The 17,810-nt window shown below is 62.9% G+C and carries 17 protein-coding genes; 13 read left to right on the top strand and 4 right to left on the bottom strand.

Going from position 1 to position 17,810, the window contains the following annotated elements; translation table 11 throughout:
• Positions 1 to 46 precede the first annotated feature (46 nt).
• Positions 47 to 481, top strand: coding sequence for a GlcG/HbpS family heme-binding protein (locus tag B7H23_RS01955; RefSeq protein WP_094075717.1), 435 nt, complete (start codon positions 47 to 49; stop codon positions 479 to 481).
• The gene (locus B7H23_RS01960; protein ID WP_094075718.1) at positions 478 to 1,005 is read left to right on the top strand and encodes a gamma carbonic anhydrase family protein; all 528 of its coding nucleotides are present in this window, start codon (positions 478 to 480) and stop codon (positions 1,003 to 1,005) included. Before B7H23_RS01955 ends, B7H23_RS01960 begins: the two co-directional genes overlap by 4 nt.
• A 3-nt stretch (positions 1,006 to 1,008) precedes the next feature.
• Here B7H23_RS01960 and B7H23_RS01965 read toward each other — a convergent pair whose 3' ends face one another.
• Positions 1,009 to 2,517 (bottom strand): SulP family inorganic anion transporter, encoded by a 1,509-nt coding sequence (locus B7H23_RS01965; protein ID WP_476703822.1) that lies wholly within the window; start codon positions 2,515 to 2,517, stop codon positions 1,009 to 1,011.
• 319 nt (positions 2,518 to 2,836) lie between these two features.
• On the opposite strand from B7H23_RS01965, the gene B7H23_RS01970 reads away from it, so the two are divergent.
• From B7H23_RS01970 to preA, 5 genes are all read left to right on the top strand, one after another.
• The gene (locus B7H23_RS01970; RefSeq protein WP_094075720.1) at positions 2,837 to 4,222 is read left to right on the top strand and encodes an aminotransferase family protein; all 1,386 of its coding nucleotides are present in this window, start codon (positions 2,837 to 2,839) and stop codon (positions 4,220 to 4,222) included.
• Between the two features lie 67 nt (positions 4,223 to 4,289).
• On the top strand, positions 4,290 to 4,628 hold the full coding sequence (locus B7H23_RS01975; RefSeq protein WP_094075721.1) for a hypothetical protein: 339 nt from the start codon (positions 4,290 to 4,292) through the stop codon (positions 4,626 to 4,628).
• Between the two features lie 70 nt (positions 4,629 to 4,698).
• Positions 4,699 to 5,181 (top strand): DUF411 domain-containing protein, encoded by a 483-nt coding sequence (locus tag B7H23_RS01980; protein WP_094075722.1) that lies wholly within the window; start codon positions 4,699 to 4,701, stop codon positions 5,179 to 5,181.
• 225 nt (positions 5,182 to 5,406) lie between these two features.
• Complete coding sequence (locus B7H23_RS01985; RefSeq protein ID WP_094075723.1) at positions 5,407 to 6,765, top strand: NAD(P)-dependent oxidoreductase; 1,359 nt, start codon at positions 5,407 to 5,409, stop codon at positions 6,763 to 6,765.
• A 14-nt stretch (positions 6,766 to 6,779) separates the two neighbouring features.
• Positions 6,780 to 8,090, top strand: a complete 1,311-nt coding sequence (gene preA, locus B7H23_RS01990; protein WP_094075724.1) for an NAD-dependent dihydropyrimidine dehydrogenase subunit PreA — start codon at positions 6,780 to 6,782, stop codon at positions 8,088 to 8,090.
• A 109-nt stretch (positions 8,091 to 8,199) separates the two neighbouring features.
• On the opposite strand, the gene B7H23_RS01995 is transcribed toward preA, so the two are convergent.
• The 3 genes from B7H23_RS01995 to B7H23_RS02005 all read right to left on the bottom strand — a co-directional run bounded on the left by B7H23_RS01995 (position 8,200) and on the right by B7H23_RS02005 (position 11,592).
• Positions 8,200 to 9,285, bottom strand: coding sequence for a cytochrome-c peroxidase (locus tag B7H23_RS01995; protein ID WP_094075725.1), 1,086 nt, complete (start codon positions 9,283 to 9,285; stop codon positions 8,200 to 8,202).
• Positions 9,286 to 9,532: 247 nt separating this feature from the next.
• Positions 9,533 to 10,756, bottom strand: coding sequence for a GGDEF domain-containing protein (locus B7H23_RS02000; protein WP_094075726.1), 1,224 nt, complete (start codon positions 10,754 to 10,756; stop codon positions 9,533 to 9,535).
• Positions 10,757 to 10,947: 191 nt separating this feature from the next.
• Positions 10,948 to 11,592, bottom strand: coding sequence for a TetR family transcriptional regulator C-terminal domain-containing protein (locus B7H23_RS02005; protein WP_094075727.1), 645 nt, complete (start codon positions 11,590 to 11,592; stop codon positions 10,948 to 10,950).
• Between the two features lie 161 nt (positions 11,593 to 11,753).
• Between B7H23_RS02005 and B7H23_RS02010 the strand changes: the two genes are divergently transcribed.
• The 6 genes from B7H23_RS02010 to B7H23_RS02035 all read left to right on the top strand — a co-directional run bounded on the left by B7H23_RS02010 (position 11,754) and on the right by B7H23_RS02035 (position 17,752).
• On the top strand, positions 11,754 to 13,001 hold the full coding sequence (locus tag B7H23_RS02010) for a Zn-dependent hydrolase (protein ID WP_094075728.1): 1,248 nt from the start codon (positions 11,754 to 11,756) through the stop codon (positions 12,999 to 13,001).
• Positions 12,998 to 13,840, top strand: coding sequence for a hypothetical protein (locus B7H23_RS02015; RefSeq protein WP_094075729.1), 843 nt, complete (start codon positions 12,998 to 13,000; stop codon positions 13,838 to 13,840). Before B7H23_RS02010 ends, B7H23_RS02015 begins: the two co-directional genes overlap by 4 nt.
• Complete coding sequence (hydA, locus tag B7H23_RS02020) at positions 13,837 to 15,300, top strand: dihydropyrimidinase (RefSeq protein WP_094075730.1); 1,464 nt, start codon at positions 13,837 to 13,839, stop codon at positions 15,298 to 15,300. The genes B7H23_RS02015 and hydA overlap by 4 nt, the downstream gene beginning before the upstream one ends.
• Positions 15,301 to 15,398: 98 nt before the next feature.
• Positions 15,399 to 15,827 carry an endonuclease domain-containing protein gene (locus B7H23_RS02025; RefSeq protein ID WP_420814469.1) on the top strand — a complete coding sequence of 143 codons (429 nt, stop codon included), beginning with the start codon at positions 15,399 to 15,401 and terminating at the stop codon, positions 15,825 to 15,827.
• Entirely contained in the window at positions 15,824 to 16,654 is an 831-nt protein-coding gene (locus B7H23_RS02030; protein ID WP_094075732.1) for an ABC transporter ATP-binding protein, read from the top strand. The genes B7H23_RS02025 and B7H23_RS02030 overlap by 4 nt, the downstream gene beginning before the upstream one ends.
• 204 nt (positions 16,655 to 16,858) lie before the next feature.
• Positions 16,859 to 17,752 (top strand): ABC transporter permease, encoded by an 894-nt coding sequence (locus B7H23_RS02035; protein ID WP_094075733.1) that lies wholly within the window; start codon positions 16,859 to 16,861, stop codon positions 17,750 to 17,752.
• Positions 17,753 to 17,810 lie beyond the last annotated feature (58 nt).

Below are 17,810 nucleotides of genomic sequence, written 5' to 3' on the forward strand. Positions count from 1 at the left end.
GCCCGATTCCGGTTGGGCATTCATGGATAATTGAGGGAGATATTACATGCGAACCATTCAACGGCTGGACAGCGACGATGCGCAACTTCTGATCGAAGGTGCAGCGGCCGAGGCCGACTCCATGGGCGTGCCGATGTGCATCGCAATCACCGACGAAGGCGGCAATCTGCTGGCCTTCAAGCGGATGGACGGCGGCAAGGTGACGTCGATCACCATCGCCATCGACAAGAGCTTCACCGCATCGGGCGCGCAGAAGGCGACACATGAATATGGCGAAGCGAGCCAGCCCGGCGCGCCGGCCTACGGCATTTTCGCCGGCATTGGCGGGCGGCTGATGGTCGTCGGCGGCGGCCTTCCGGTCAAGGTCGACGGCGCGGTTGTCGGCGGCATTGGCATCTCGTCCGGCACACCGGCGCAGGACCGGCAATGCGCCGAGGCCGGCATCAAACACCTGATGGAAAAGAAGGGCTATTCCGAATGACGCTCTACCGCCTCGGCGACCGCAGCCCCGAGCTTGCCGACGAGACCGTTTTCGTCGCGCCAGGCGCGCAGGTGATGGGAAACGTCATTCTGGGCGCGCAGGTTGGCATCTGGTTCAACGCGGTCCTGCGCGGCGACAATGAACCGATCACCATCGGCGCTCGCACCAATATCCAGGATCTGACGATGATCCACACCGATCCGGGCGCGCCGGTGACGATCGGCGAAGGCTGCACCATCGGCCACAAGGCAATCATTCATGGCTGCACGATCGGCGACAATTCGCTGATCGGCATGGGCGCCACCGTGCTGAACCGCGCGAGGATCGGCAAGAACTGCCTGATCGGAGCCGGCGCGCTTATCACCGAAGGCAAGGAGATTCCCGATGGCAGCCTTGTCGTCGGCGCGCCCGGCAAGGTGATCCGACAGCTCGACGAAGGCGCGATCTCGGCGCTGCGCATGAGCGCCGAGAACTACGTACAGAATGCCGCGCGTTTTCTAGCCGACCTTCAGGCGCTCGACTGAGCCTCAGTGCGCGCCGGAAAAGGAGCCGGTGCGCACATCGTAGTCGACGGCGAGTCCGTAATCGGGGTCGTCGTCCTCTTCGACCAGAAGCTGGCCCGCCCGGTTCAGTAGGCGGTGACAGTCACGCGAGAGGTGGCGCAGGCTGACACGCTTGCCCTGTTGTTCGTATTTCGCGGCGACATCCTCGATTGCCTGTAGCGCCGACTGGTCGACCACGCGCGAATTGGCGAAATCGATCACCACCTCCTCCGGATCGCCCTTCGGGTCGAACAGTTCGCTGAACCCGTCGGTCGATCCGAAGAAGAGCGGCCCTTCGATGGAATAAACCTTCTGGCCCTTGTGGTTGAGCCGGCTCGTGGCGTGAATGCGCTTGGCGTTGTTCCAGGCGAAGACCAGCGCCGAGACGATCACGCCGACAACTACGGCGACCGCAAGGTCGGCCATGACGGTGACGGCGGTCACCAGAACGATCACGAAGCTGTCGGAAAGCGGGATCTTCCGCATGATAAGGAGCGACCGCCAGGCGAAGGTGCCGATCACGACCATGAACATCACGCCGACCAGGGCCGCGAGCGGGATGATCTCGATCAGCGGCGCGGCGAACAGAATGAAACTGAGCAGGAACAGCGCCGCCGAAATGCCGGAGAGGCGCGTCCGCCCGCCCGAGCGTACATTGATCATGGACTGGCCGATCATGGCGCAGCCGCCCATGCCGCCGAAGAAACCCGTGATGGTGTTGGCTGCGCCCTGCGCCAGGCATTCCTGCGAGGCGCCGCCGCGTTCCTCGACGATCTCGCCGACGAGATTGAGCGTCAGCAGCGACTCGATCAGGCCGATAGCCGCCAGAATCACCGCGTAAGGCAGGATGATCGTGAAGGTCTCCCAGTTCAGCGGCACCATCGGCAGGTGGAACTGCGGCAGGCCCCCCTCGATGGAGGCCAGATCGCCGACGCGGGGCGTATCGAGACCGAAGACGATGACCAGGCCTGCCACGATGGCAATGCCGGCAAGCGGGGCGGGGATCGGCGATTTCAGCTTCGGCACCACCCAGATCAGCACCATTGTTAGCACGACGAGACCCAGCATCAGCGCCAGTTCCCAGCCTTGCATCCAGGCATGGCCGCCATTGGCCTCGGCGGTGCGGAACTGACCGAGCTGCGCCAGGCCGATCACGATGGCCAAGCCGTTGACGAAGCCGAGCATGACGGGCGTCGGCACGAGGCGGATGAATTTGCCGAGCCGGAAAGCGCCGGCAAGGAGTTGAAGGATGCCCATCAGGACCACGGTGGCGAAAAGGTATTCGACGCCATGTAGCGCGACGAGCGACACCATGACGACCGCCAGCGCCCCGGTCGCACCGGAGATCATGCCTGGGCGGCCGCCGAAGACGGCCGTGATCAGGCCGACAATGAAGGCGGCGTAGAGACCGACCAGCGGGGCGACCCCCGCCACGAAGGCGAAGGCCACCGCTTCGGGAACGAGAGCCAGCGCCACGGTCAGACCGGCCATGATCTCGCGGCTGAAATCGGCGGGCGTGAACCGGTCCGCCTCCGGCCCGCGTTTCAGGAAGGATGGGCGCGCAACCAATGTGGCGAGCGTCGACTTTGTCACGAGGCGGCTCCGGAGAAACGAAGATGAAGGGATTTGCGCCGGTTTAGCCGCTGCGGCATCCGACCGCAAGGCTGCTGCCGGATAGCAGCCTTGCAGAAGGGTTCGGCCCTGTGGCCCGGTATGCACCGGAGCACATAAGCGGATTGCGCGCATTTCGATTGCGCCGGCGATCCGCCGGCTCTAGCCTTGCACAAACCTTGCGCGGCAGGACAGCACCCTCATGAACAGACACACCGGAATGAACGATCTGAGCGCCGTCATCGAAGCGGATCGCGCTCACGTCTGGCACCATCTGACCCAGCACAAGCCCTACGAGACCGTCGATCCCAAGGTCATGGTCGAAGGCAAGGGCATGAAGATCTGGGACGCGACCGGCAAGGAGCATCTCGATGCGGTGTCGGGCGGGGTGTGGACCGTCAATATCGGCTATGGCCGCGAAAGCATGGCCGATGTCATCCGCGACCAGCTTCTGAAGCTCAACTATTATGCCGGTGCGGCCGGCTCGGTACCGGGCGCCCTGTTCGCCGAAAAGCTGATCGGCAAGATGCCGGGCATGAGCCGCGTCTACTATTCCAATTCGGGCTCGGAGGCCAATGAGAAGGCCTTCAAGATGATCCGTCAGATCGCCCACCGCCAGCATGGCGGCCGGAAATGGAAGATCCTCTATCGCGAGCGCGACTATCACGGCACGACCTTCGGCGCGCTGTCCGCCGGCGGCCAGGCTCAGCGCAACGCGCAGTACGGGCCGTTCCTGCCCGGCTTCGTGGAGGTGCCGCACTGCCTGGAATATCGCAGCCAGTGGGGCGATGTGGACGATTATGGCGAGCGCGCCGCCGACGCCATCGAAGAGGTCATTCTGCGCGAGGGGCCGGATACGGTCGGCGGGCTGTGCCTCGAACCCATCACCGCCGGCGGCGGGGTCATCGTGCCGCCAGCCGGTTACTGGGAGCGCGTGCAGCAGATCTGCGAGAAATACGACATTCTGCTGCATATCGACGAGGTGGTCTGCGGCGTCGGGCGCACCGGCGAATGGTTCGGCTACCAGCATTACGGCGTCAAGCCTGACTTCGTGACCATGGCCAAGGGCGTGGCGTCCGGCTACGCGGCGATCTCGTGCACGGTGACGACGGAAGCGGTGTTCGACCAGTTCAAGGACGATCCCGACGATCCGATGGGCTTCTTCCGCGACATCTCCACCTTCGGCGGCTGCACCTCCGGGCCGGCGGCGGCGCTGGAGAACATGCGCATCGTCGAGGAGGAAGGGCTGCTGGACAACAGCACGAAGATGGGCGAGCGGCTGCTCGGCAATCTGAACGCGCTGATGGAAAAGCACGCCGTCATCGGCGATGTGCGGGGCAAGGGGCTGTTCTGCGGTGCCGAACTGGTCGCCGACCGCAAGACGAAAGAGCCGGCGCCGGAGGCCAAGGTCAAGGCGGTGGCCGCCGACTGCATGGAACAGGGCGTCATCATCGGCGCGCAGAACCGGTCTCTGGCCGATGGCATGAACAATGCGCTGCTGTTCAGCCCGGCCCTGATCGCCACGGAAAGCGACATAGACGCCATCACCGAGGCGGTGGACGGCGCGCTCGGCCGCGTGTTCGGTTAGGCCACATTTTTAACAAGACGGTGCGTCGACCGGGAGACCGATCCGGTCCGATAATCGAAGTGAACGAATGGCGATGCTGAAGATCCTGCTGATGCTTGCGGTCGTGCTGATGGCGACAATCGTGTCGTCGGCCGATACCGGTTCGGCCCTGCGGGGCGCGATTGTCAGCACTGCCATCGCGCATGACGTATCGGACGACGATCGCGGCCAGTTGCCGGACATGACGCCATGCGACGCTGGCGATTGCGCCTCTTCCGACCCTCATTGCGCCTTTCATTGCGCCCTGCCGGCAGTTGGTTTCCTTCTCAGCGAGGAACGGGCTGACGAGACCTTATGGCTCGCTCTCGGCAAACCCTGCCGCTCAGTCCTGCCGCCCGGCCTTCTGCGCCCTCCGATCCCTGTCTGATGAGACGCGGCGTCCTGCCGCATTGCGATCCGTTGCGGATCGAAACGATCATCGAACAAGGACAACGACCATGAAAACCATTCGCATTCTTCTGCCGCTCACCATCGCGGCGGCCGCCCTCGCCCTGCCGCTTTCGACCGGCGCCATGGCGGAAGAAACGACGACATCGACCAAAACCCCGACCATGCATGTGGTGAAGAGCCCGACCTGCGGCTGCTGCACCGCCTGGGCCGATTCGGCCCGCGATGAAGGCTTCGAAGTCACCATCGAGCATCAGGACGACTATGAGAAGATGAAGGCCGATGCCGGCGTGCCGGGTCATCTGCAGTCATGCCACACCGCGACCGTGGCCGGCTACGTCGTCGAAGGGCATGTACTGTTCGCCGCCGTGCGAAAACTGCTGTCCGAACGGCCCGATATCAAAGGCATCGCCGTGCCGGGCATGCCCGCCGGCTCGCCCGGCATGGGCGACGATCCGAAAGCGGTGTTCGATGTCATGGCGTTCGGCGGAAAGGCCGGTGAACAACGCCTCTATTACAAGGCCGGCCGGTAGAAAAGCCCATGCCTCTCTCTCCGACGCCGACCATAGCGTCGGGGAGAGAAGAGCGCTCAGAGCCTCCGCCACCGTTGATCGGGCAAAGGCGCATAGAACCCCATCCGCATAATCTAAACTGTAACGATCAAGAATAAGTCCCCTTCGTTGCAAATGGAAAAAATTTGACCTTTCGGTAAAAAATGCGAAGCTGCCCTCTTAAGAGCGATCGTCTGGAGGGTCTTCATGAGTGCCGAACAAAACAGTGGAACGATTTCCGCGGGCCGGCTCAGCCCCGAAGAGCTGCGCGAAAACTTCTGCGATCTTCACCCCGCGCTCAGTGTTCATGAGGCGGCGGTCGAAGCTGACCGGTGCTATTTCTGCTACGACGCGCCCTGCGTGAATGCCTGCCCGACCGGCATCGACATTCCTCTCTTCATCCGCCAGATCGCCGCCGACAATCCGAACGGCGCGGCGAAGACCATTTTCGACGCCAATATTTTCGGCGCGATGTGCGCCCGCGTCTGCCCCACCGAGACGCTCTGCGAAGAGGTCTGCGTGCGCCAGGTCGCCGAGGACAAGCCGGTACGGATCGGGATGCTGCAGCGCTCTGCCACCGATCATTTTATGGAGACGGTAAGCGAACACCCGTTCGAGCGCGCGGCGGAGACCGGCAAGCGCATTGCGGTGGTCGGCGCCGGCCCGGCCGGCCTTTCCTGCGCGCACCGCCTCGCCATGCACGGCCATAGGGTCACCGTCTTCGAGGCGCGTCCAAAGCCGGGCGGGCTGAACGAATACGGCATCGCCGCCTACAAGGCGACCGATGACATCGCCCAGGCTGAGGTGCAGTGGCTGCTCGGCATCGGTGGCATCACCATCGAGACCGGCAAGGCGCTCGGCCGCGACATCCATCTGAAGAGCCTCGCCGCCGATTACGATGCGGTCTTCCTCGGCATGGGGCTTGCCGGCGTCAACGCGCTGACGGCGGAGGGCGCGGACAGTGCCGGCTCGTCCGATGCGGTCGGCTGGATCGCCGATCTGCGTCAGACGACCGATCTCTCCGAGGTGCCCGTCGGCGACAGGGTTGTCGTCATCGGCGGGGGCATGACGGCGATCGACGCCGCCGTTCAGGCCAAGAATCTCGGTGCCGGCGAAGTCACGATCGCCTATCGCCGCGGCAAGGATGCGATGAGCGCTTCGGACTATGAGCAGGAGGTCGCGGCAACGCGCGGCGTTCACCTTCGCTACAATCTGCAGCCCAAGCGTATTCACGCGGACAATGGCGATGTCACCGGCATCACCTTCGAGAGGACCGCTTCGGACGGCAATAGCAGGCTGAGCGCCACCGGCGAAGAGGTGACGCTGGAAGCGGATCAGATCTTCAAGGCCATCGGACAGAACTTCGTGCCCGACAGCGTGTCCGCCGAGGGTGCGGCGCTCGATCTCGATGGTGGGCGCATCGTGGTCGATGACGAGCGCCGGACCTCGATGAACATGGTCTGGGCGGGCGGCGACTGTATCGCCGGCGGCGAAGACCTCACCGTCGTCGCGGTCGAAGACGGCAAGATCGCTGCGGAAAGCATCCACGCGGCGCTTGGCGCTTGAACGGGAGACACATCATGGCTGACCTTTCCACCAATTTCCTCGGCATCAAGTCGCCCAATCCGTTCTGGCTGGCTTCGGCCCCACCGACGGACAAGCAATATAACGTCGAACGCGCCTTCGCCGCCGGCTGGGGCGGCGTGGTCTGGAAGACGCTCGGCGAAGCCGGCCCACCCGTCGTCAATGTCAACGGACCCCGCTACGGCGCCATCCATGGCGCGGATCGTCGGCTCCTCGGCCTCAACAATATCGAGCTCATCACCGACCGCGACCTGGAGGTCAATCTCCGCGAGATGACGGAGACCAAGAAGAACTGGCCGAATCGCGTCATCATCGCCTCGCTCATGGTGCCGTGCGAGGAAGGCGCCTGGAAGGCGATCCTCAAACGCGTCGAAGAGACCGGCTGCGATGGGGTCGAACTGAATTTCGGTTGCCCGCACGGCATGAGCGAGCGCGGCATGGGATCGGCCGTCGGCCAGGTTCCCGAATATATCGAGATGGTCGCGCGCTGGTGCAAGGAGAACACCGATCTGCCGGTGATCGTGAAGCTGACGCCGAACATCACGGATATCCGCAAACCGGCCGAAGCGGCCAAGCGCGGCGGGGCGGACGCTGTCAGCCTCATCAACACGATCAATTCGATCACCGCGATCGATCTGGACAATTTCGCGCCGGAGCCGACTATTGACGGCAAGGGCAGCCATGGCGGCTATTGCGGACCGGCGGTCAAGCCCATCGCGCTCTCCATGGTGTCCGAGATCGCCCGCAATCCGGCAACGCACGGCCTGCCGATCTCCGGCATTGGCGGCATCACCACATGGCGCGACGCGGCGGAGTTCATCGCGCTCGGTTGCGGCACGGTGCAGGTCTGCACCGCCGCGATGACCTACGGCTTCCATATCGTGCAGGAAATGATCGCCGGTCTCTCCAACTATATGGACGAGAAGGGCTATGCCTCCATCGAGGACTTTCGCGGCGCGGCGGTGCCGAACGTCACGGACTGGCAGTATCTCAACCTCAATTACGTCACCAAGGCCCGGATCGATCAGGACCTCTGCATCAAATGCGGGCGCTGCCACATCGCCTGCGAGGACACCTCGCACCAGGCGATCACCCATCTGGTCGATGGCGTCCGCCATTTCGAGGTGATCGACGAGGAATGCGTCGGCTGCAATCTGTGCGTCAATGTCTGCCCGGTGGAGAACTGCATCACCATGGAGCAGATTGCCGGCATCGATCCGCGCACCGGCAAACCGGCCGACGCGGATTACGCCAACTGGACGACGCATCCGAACAACCCGGCCGCGCCGAAAGAAGCGGCGGAGTAGGACTTCTCTTCCAGGATACGAGAAATGCCGGCCCCAGGGAGCCGGCATTTCGCTTTCTTCGCCTCTGGCGCCGGGGAGCCTCGGAAAAAGGCGCCCCGATCTCCCGACCTTACTGGTCGGAGAGGTCTTTCTTGTTGCCGTCCTCGACCAGCACGTCGCCCGAGGGGCGCGGCGTATCGGCGGTCTCGGCCGGAAGGACAGGATAGACGATCTCCGGCATCTTGCCGGTGAGCGAGTTGAGGAACGCGACGATCTGATCGGTCTCTCCGTCCGTCATCTCTTCGCCGAGCTGCGACTCCGCCATGATCTGAACGGCCGTCTTCAGATCCCAGACCTTGCCCGAATGGAAGTAGGGCGCGGTCAGCGCGATGTTGCGCAGCGGCGCGGCACGGAAGACATATTCGTCGTCGGCGGTTTCGGTCACCGCGAACCGGCCCTTGTCGCCTTCGGGCAGGACATCGGCGCCCGGCTTTTCGACCAGGCCGAACGGGTAGTAATCGTGTCCGCCAACATTCACGCCGTTGTGGCACGATGCGCAGCCCTTATCCATGAAGAGCTTCAGACCGGCCTGCTCCGCTTCGCCGAGCGCGGCGTCATCGCCGTTGAGCCAGGCGTCGAAGGGCGCCGGCGTGATCAACGTGGCTTCGAAGGCCTCGATGGCCTTGGCGAAATTGTCGAAGGTGACCGGATCGTCCTCACCCGGGAAGGACGCCTCGAACCATTCGACATATTGGGGCATCGAATTGAGCATCTGAGTGACGTTGGCCGGGGTGTTGGCCATTTCGACACCGGCCTGCACCGGCCCTTTGGCCTGCGCCTTCAGATCCTCGGCCCGGCCATCCCAGAACTGCGCTCCGTTGAAGACGGCGTTCAGCGCCGTGGGGGCGTTGCGCGGCCCTTTCTGCCAGCCATGCCCGATGGAGGTTTCGAGGTTGTCGTCGCCACCGGTCGCCAGATTGTGACAGGAATTGCACGAAAAGACGCCGGAGGCCGAGACGCGCGGGTCGAAGAAGAGCGCCTTGCCGAGTTCGATTTTCTCCGGCGTGATGGGGTTGTCGACCTGGGCAGGCACCGTCGCGGGCACCGGGTCGAATGTCTCGAGGGCGGTATCGCGCAATTCGTTGGCCTGCGCCAGACCGCCTTGTGCGAAGAGCAACGCCGTGGTGGCAAGAACTGCTTGTTTAAGTGATGTCATCGATCATCTCCAAGCGTTTTGTCGCAGGCGCCGAGCCTGCACCGGACGAACCGAAAAGTCCGCCGATCGAAGCGTATTTCGTAGCCGGAACAGAGCCTTGATTAAGATCAAGAAAATTGCATATGTCGCTCTTCGCGATGATAGGCGAAGGCGGCGATCCAGAGGGCGTTTTCCGACGGCTCTGCCCTGCCGGCCGTTCAAGGTGGCCGGACTCCTGCGTTCAGCGGATGATGGAACGATCAGCCGTTCAGCTGGCCAGTTGGCAACGGCGCGGCCGACCCTTCGCGACCAAGTCTTGTTCAACGCCCCGATCTTCTGCCACCTTATAGCGGTTGCGCCCTTCGCGTTTGGCCCAATAGAGCGCCTGGTCAGCGTAGTTCAGCACATGATCCGCCGAGGTATCGGACCCGCCATTCTTGAAAGCCAAGCCCACGCTTACCGTGACAACCCCGCCAATGCCGTGCGGATGATGGATCGAAAGCGATCCGATGGCTCGGATCAGGCCTTCGACAAAACGAAACGCTTCACTTCGCTGAACATGGCGAAGGGCCACGGCAAACTCCTCCCCCCCATAACGAGCGGCGAACATACTGTCGCCGGACGCCGCGGCCTTCAGCACCGTGCCGATCTGCTTCAGACACTCGTCGCCGGCCTGATGACCGAGACTGTCATTGAACTCCTTGAAATGATCCAGGTCGATCATCATCACGGTTACCGGATCGCCGCTGGCGAACCAGTCGGTGAAGATGTCGTCCAGCGCTCGGCGGTTCGGCAGCCCGGTGAGCGCGTCCGTCCGCGCCATATCGCGCAGATTGAGGCCCTCCCTTTCGGCTCTTTCGGCCCGGCGCTCCGCCGACATCGTATTAAGGTAATCCTGCCGTCTGCGAGACTGAAACAGGTAGTTTCCGTAAAGCGAAAAGAGGCAGGCGGTGGCCAGTTGGAGCAGAAGGGCGCTCTGCAAGCCCAAAGAAACGTCGGATCGCAGGTACAATGCGCCGGACGCTGCCGCGAAGGCGACGGAGGTAAAAATCACTGCGTGAGGAAACCTCAGCACAGCCATCATATTGGCAAAGACGATGGCCAGGCTGAACTCGCCAAAAGCATGCAGTGACATGGGCGAGGCACTGATGTGGAAAAGCACGATGGTTAACGCCAGTGCGCCTGCACAGCCGGCCAGCAGCGCCCGCTCCCTCCAAGCAGCGCCGATCCGCCCTGTCATCCAGTAAATGAAGAGACCGAAGGGCGTCAGGACCAAGGTTCGCAGCACCGCCGGAACCAGGCCCAAATCCGGCAGAAGGATCGCGTCGACGAGATTGTAGCAATTGTAGAGCAGGAGCGCGATCAGGATCGTCAGACGCAAATGGGCGATGCGTTCGACGGCGTGGTCCTCTTCATATCGCAGCGCGATCTGCGGCGGAAAACACAACCATGCGTCGAGCTTGTAATCGTCGTCGCCGATCGGTTCGTTCACTGCCTTTACGTTCAAATACCCCAAGATCGACCTCTTACTGCCCCAAAGAAATCCGCTCACCTAAAGTAAGAAGTATCGCTTTCAGTTCTGTTAAGGCCTCGCAACGCCCGAGCTTGTCGAAGGAGAACGGGGATAGCGCCGGCTCCGCGCATTCGGGCGCACCCGCCGGAGATGAACAGGACGTCGGCGCTCTAGCGCGGGGCGATGCCCTTCAGCACGATGCTCAGCACCGCCTGCGCCGCCTGGTCGTGAAAGCCGGGTTTGCCCGCCTGCTTGCCGAGAACGGCGCGGATCTGCACGTCGAAATCGGCATAATGCTGCGTCGTCGCCCAGATGGTGAAGATCAGATGATAGGGGTCGATGGGCGCGAGCCGGCCCTCGTCAACCCAGCGCCGGATCGTTCCGGCCTTCCGCTTCACCAGCTCGCGTAGATCGTTTTCCAGGAAGCTGGCAATATGAGGTGCGCCAGCCAGAATTTCGCCAGCGAACAGGCGTGAGGCCTCCGGCTGGGCAACCGAAAGCGCCATCTTGGCGGTGATGTAGCGGCGCAGTTCCTCGACCGGATCGCCATCCGGGTCGAGCGCGTCGAGCGGCATCAGCCAGTCCTTCAGCACCTGTTCGAGCACCGCGACGTAGATGTCCTGCTTGCGCGGGAAATAGTAGAGCAGGTTCGGCTTGCTCATGCCGGCGCGCTCGGCGATCTCGTCTAGCCTGGCGCCGCGCAGGCCGTGCCTGGCAAAGACTTCGCGCCCCGCCGCCAGAATGGCTTCGCGGTTGCGGTTCTGAATGCGCGTTCGCCCTTCCGGGTCGCCGGACCGATCGGGTAAGCCACTCAAAACCTGTCACCTGCGGTCAGGATTGCCGGTAAATTGTGCAGTGCAGAAATGTGCCTATCCTCGTTGCATGAAACGCTTGACCACCCCTTGTCCATTCCATAGCCTTCGATTTTGACCAAACAGTCAAGTTTTGACTGACACCATTGCCGGAGGGGATCGAGATGAGCTTGCAGTCCAATATGCGGATCGACGCGGACCGGCTCTGGGACTCGATCCACGAAATGGCGGAGATCGGGCTCGGCGTCGCGGGCGGCAACAACCGCCAGACGCTGACCGATGACGACGCCAAAGGGCGCGCGCTGTTCCAGCGATGGTGCAAGGATGCCGGCCTGACGATCGGCGTCGATCAGATGGGCACCATGTTCGCGATGCGTGCGGGGACGGACCCTGACGCCCTGCCCGTCTATGTCGGCAGCCATCTCGACACGCAGCCGACCGGCGGGCGCTATGATGGCGTTCTCGGCGTGCTCGGGGCCCTGGAGGTGGTGCGTACGCTGAACGATCTCAACATCCAGACCAGGCATCCCATCGTCGTCACCAACTGGACCAATGAGGAAGGCACGCGTTTCGCGCCGGCCATGATGGCGTCGGGCGTCTTTGCCGGCGTGCTCGACATGGAAGATGTCTACCAGCACACCGACGCGCAGGGCAAAACATTCGGCGAGGAGCTGGAGCGGATCGGCTGGAAGGGTGATGAAGAGGTCGGCGCGCGCAAGATGCACGCCTTCTTCGAACTGCATATCGAGCAGGGCCCGATCCTCGAAGCCGAGGGCAAGGATATCGGGGTCGTCACGCACGGCCAGGGGTTGCGCTGGATTCAGTGCACGGTGACCGGCAAGGAGAGCCATACCGGCTCCACGCCGATGCCGATGCGCAAGAACGCCGGGCGCGGCCTCGCGCGGATCACCGAGCTGGTCCACGAGATCGCCATGAAGCACCAGCCGAACGCCGTCGGCGCGATCGGCCATGTCGACGTCTATCCCAATTCGCGCAACATCATCCCCGGCAAGGTCGTCTTTACCGTCGATTTCCGCTCGCATCTTATGGAGATCATCGAGGCGATGCTGGGAGAGTTCTACGAGAAGGCGCCGAAGCTGTGCGAGGAGATCGGCGTTCAGTTCGAGAGCGAGGTGGTCGGCCAGTTCGACCCGCCGGCCTTCGACGAGGATTGCGTTGCCGCGATCCGCAATGCGGCGGAGACGCTCGGCTATTCGCACCGCGACATCGTTTCGGGCGCAGGGCACGATGCCTGCTGGGTCAACAAGCTCTATCCCACCGCCATGGTGATGTGCCCCTGCGTCGACGGGCTCTCGCACAATGAGGCGGAAGAGATATCGAAGGAATGGGCGCAGGCCGGCGCGGACGTGCTGCTCCACGCGGTGGTGGAGACCGCGGAGGTGGTGGGGTGAGGCTCGCCATCGGCTTTCTTACCGCAATAGCCATGGCGGCGTCTGCTGCCAATGCGCGGGAGGCAATCAAGCCTAGTCTGTCTGATGCTGGCATACTTGCATACTGGAAGCTGGAATGTCAGGCGCGTTCTGACTTGGTCGTCAAAGCCGATGTCGAGCAGTCACTGAAAGCATTGATGGATCGGTCCATCGATGCGATGGACCCCAGTGAGGTGGACAGCAAATTTCGATCTGGGGCATGGCAGCTGTTATTGGCCGGCCCGCAGAGAAGCTGCCCGATAATTGCCGGACTCTACGGACCAGACGGCACCTATAAGTCCGGCTGGCTCGAACTGAATGCGAAGAAGGCAGCCTGGCTCCGCGCGGCGGCCTCTCCTATAAAATCCAAGAAACCTGACCAGCAATCTACTAGGCCCAAAGTTCAGAGACAGTCCGAAGAGAACGAAAAGGCATGTGCCAGCATGACCAAGTTCCTTGCTGCCGGCGATCGACTGCTCACGAAACTTCTCGCGGACGAAAGGGTCTGGATACGCTTGGGCTCAGAGTATCACGCATCATTTTTGGAGCTACAAAATCTGGCGGCCAAAGCCATGGCTGCGACCTGGAAAGCCCATTGGATTTCCATCGACTCGTGGTTCCCTGCGATGGGATCAATTAATTCCTACGCCAACAATGATTTTCGACGTGCCATGTCACCTAGAGTTCTAGCCAATTTCATTACGACCCAACCTGACCGGTATGGGCTATCGTCTCAGGCACTTCAGAGAATGGCGGCTGAAAATGCCTGGATACCAGGTGAATTTTTGAAAAATTGCGAGCACAGCGAGAAGAGACCATGACCACCACACTCATTCGCAATGGCACGGTCGTCACGGCCGATCTGACCTACAAGGCCGATGTGCGCGTCGAGAACGGCAGGATCGCCGAGATCGGCCCGAACCTCTCCGCCGATGGCGCGACCGAACTGGACGCGAGCGGCTGCTACGTCATGCCGGGCGGCATCGATCCGCATGTCCATCTCGAAATGCCGTTCATGGGCACCTATTCCTCCGATGATTTCGAGAGCGGCACGCGAGCGGGCCTTGCAGGCGGCACCACGATGGTGGTCGATTTCTGTCTGCCGGAGCCGGGCCAGTCGCTGCTGGAAGCGCTGAAGCGCTGGGACAACAAATCCACCCGCGCCAATTGCGACTATTCCTTCCACATGGCCGTCACCTGGTGGGACAAGCAGGTGTGGGACGAGATGGAAACCGTGGTGAAGGATCACGGCATCAACACCTTCAAGCACTTCATGGCCTATAAGGGCGCGCTGATGGTGAACGATGACGAGATGTTCGCCTCGTTCCAGCGCTGCGCCGCGCTCGGCGCGCTGCCGCTCGTCCATGCCGAGAATGGCGATGTCGTCGCGACGCTGCAGCAGAAACTGCTGGCCGAAGGCAATGACGGACCGGAGGGCCATGCCTATTCGCGCCCGCCGGAGGTCGAGGGCGAAGCCACCAACCGCGCCATCATGATCGCCGATATGGCGGGCGTGCCGCTCTATGTCGTCCACACCTCCTGCGAGCAGGCCCATGAGGCGATCCGCCGCGCGCGCCAGAAGGGGATGCGCGTCTATGGCGAGCCGCTGATCCAGCATCTGACGCTCGATGAGAGCGAATATTTCAACGCGGACTGGGACCATTCGGCGCGCCGCGTCATGAGCCCGCCCTTCCGCAACAAGCAGCACCAGGATTCGCTGTGGGCCGGCCTGCAGTCCGGCTCGCTCTCCGTCGTCGCGACCGACCATTGCGCCTTCACCACCGAGCAGAAGCGCACCGGCGTCGGCGATTTCACCAAGATCCCGAACGGCACGGGCGGGCTGGAGGATCGGATGCCGATGCTCTGGACCCATGGCGTCGGCACTGGCCGTCTGACGCCCAACGAATTCGTCGCCGTCACCTCCACCAATATCGCCAAGATCCTCAACATCTATCCGAAGAAGGGCGCGATCCTGGTCGGCGCGGACGCCGATATCGTCGTCTTCGATCCGGAAAAGGAGAAGACAATCTCCGCCGACAGCCAGCAATCGGCGATCGATTACAACGTCTTCGAGGGCAAGAAGGTGAAGGGCCTGCCGCGCTACGTGCTCACCCGCGGCAAGCTCGTCATCGACGATGGCGCGGTGAAGACCGAGGAAGGGCATGGCAAATTCGTCAAGCGCGAGCCGTTCCAGGCGGTCAACAAGGCACTCTCGACCTGGAAGGAACTGGTCGCGCCGAGGAAGGTCGAACGCAGCGGCATCCCGGCGAGCGGGGTGTAATGACGTTGACCACGACCAAGCCCCCCTCTCCGCCGCGCTTCGCGCGACACCTCTCCCCTGAGGGGCGAGGGGGGAGCGTTCTTCATCCCTCTCGAACCATACCGACCGGTGCGCGAAAGCGGGCGCGTGGGATGCGCAGAAAACCAACCGAAGCAGAATGGTTGCTTTGGATCGAAATTCGAAAGGAGCGGCTGAACGGTTATCGCTTCGCCCGGCAGGTTCCGCTCGGACGGTACATCGCCGATTTCGTTTGCCGGAAAGAAAGGTTGATCGTGGAAGTCGATGGCAGCCAACACGCAGCAAGCGCCCGCGACGCGGTTCGTACTGACTGGCTCAACAGTAACGGCTACGCGGTTCTGCGTTTCTGGAACGATGAGGTTCTGCGACAACGCCGTCTCGTTCTAGACACAATTCTCGCTGCGCTTGAAAACCGACTGCCACCCAGCGATTTCCATGCGCCGGCCCACCCTCTCCCCCAGGGGGAGAGGTGCCGAGCGCAGCAAGGCGGAGAGGGGGTGCGGCGATGACGGTCCTTGAAGCCTCGCCGGCAATCGGAACGGAAGTGCAGCTGTCATCCGAACCCGTCATCGAAACCCGTAACCTCGACCTCGTCTTTCAGACAGCCGATGCGCCGGTGCATGCGCTGTCGGACATCGACCTGACGATCGGAAAGGGGGAGTTCGTTTCGCTAATCGGCCCCTCGGGCTGCGGCAAGACGACGCTGCTGCGCGTCATCGCGGATCTTGAACAGCCGACCGGCGGCACGATCTCCGTCAACGGCATGACGCCGCACGAGGCGCGCGAAAACCGCGCCTATGGCTACGTCTTCCAGCATTCGGCGCTGTTTCCCTGGCGAACCATCGCCAAGAATATTGCCCTGCCACTGGAGGTGATGGGCATTGATAAGGCCGAGCGCGACCGCCGCGTCGAGGAGAACCTCGCCCTCGTCGACCTGAAGGGCTTCGGCAGGAAATTTCCCTGGCAGCTTTCCGGCGGCATGCAGCAGCGCGCCTCCATTGCCCGCGCGCTCGCCGTCCAGCCCGACATGCTGCTGATGGACGAGCCCTTCGGCGCGCTGGACGAGATCGTCCGCGACCATCTCAATGAGCAGCTTCTGAAGCTCTGGGCGCGCACGAAAAAGACTGTCGTCTTCGTCACGCATTCCATTCCGGAGGCCGTTTTCCTCTCCACCCGCATCGTGGTGATGAGCCCCCGCCCCGGCCGCATTCACGAGATCATCGATTGCGATCTCGGCGAGGATCGCCCGCTCGATATTCGCGAGACGCCGGAATTTCTTGCTATCGCCCAGCGCGTGCGCGACGGGCTCAGAGCCGGACACGCCTATGATGAGTGATCCGCGCCAATCCTCCACCCTTGAGGGGGAGGTGGCCGCGAAGCGGCCGGAGGGGGTCGGCGGCGAATGGCCCGGCCTGTCTTCGTTCTCGCTTCTGACAGAAGCGAACGCCGGATCACGTTCGACAACCCCACCCGCCCCTTTCGGGGCACCCTCCCCTCAGGGGGGAGGGAAAGGTGGCGCCTTCGCCCGGGAGCCGCGGCTATGAGGCTCGGGGCGTTCGTCACCCTTTTGCGCGTGCGCGCGCTGCCCGTCATCGCAGTGCTGCTCGGCATTCTGGTCCTCTGGTATCTCGGCGCGGTGTGGCTGAACGCGGCCTTCGCCTACGATGCCGCGGCGCGCAGCGGCACCGAGCTTTCCTTCTCCGAAATGATCGCCCAGACCATGAGCCAGAAGCGGCCGGTGCTGCCCGCGCCGCATCAGGTCGCCGCCGAGATGTGGAAGACGATCGTCGAGATCGCGCCGACCTCCAAGCGCAGCCTGCTCTACCATTCCGGCATCACGCTCTCTTCCACCCTGCTCGGCTTCGTGCTCGGCACGGCGCTCGGCATCGCGCTCGCCATCGGCATCGTCCATTCGCGCGTCCTCGACCGCAGCCTGATGCCGTGGATCATCACGTCGCAGACCATCCCGATCCTAGCCATCGCGCCGATGATCATCGTTATCTTCGCCAGCCAGGGCATTACCGGGCTGCTGCCCAAGGCGTTCATCTCGATGTATCTGTCGTTCTTTCCCGTGGCCGTCGGCATGGTGAAGGGGCTGCGCTCGCCGGACGCGATGCATCTGGACCTCATGCGCACCTACAGTTCCAGCAAGCTGCAAACCCTTCTGAAGCTGCGCCTGCCCGCCGCCATGCCGTTCCTGTTCGCCTCCATGAAGGTGGGCGTTGCGATCAGCCTGGTCGGGGCGATCATCGGCGAACTGCCGACCGGCGCGGTGGCCGGGCTCGGCGCCCGCCTCCTCGCCGGCTCCTATTACGGCCAGACGGTGCAGATCTGGAGCGCGCTGATGACCGCCGCAATCCTCGCGGCCGTTCTCGTGATCCTGATCGACATCGCATCGCGCGCGGTCACGGCTCGGATGGGAGCGCGGCCATGAGCGCGACCGCAATCCTCTGGACCGGACTGCTCGTCTGGGCGCTGACCTTCGCGGCCAA

The sequence above is a fragment of the Notoacmeibacter marinus genome, from assembly GCF_002238045.1.
Lineage (GTDB): Bacteria > Pseudomonadota > Alphaproteobacteria > Rhizobiales > Rhizobiaceae > Notoacmeibacter > Notoacmeibacter marinus.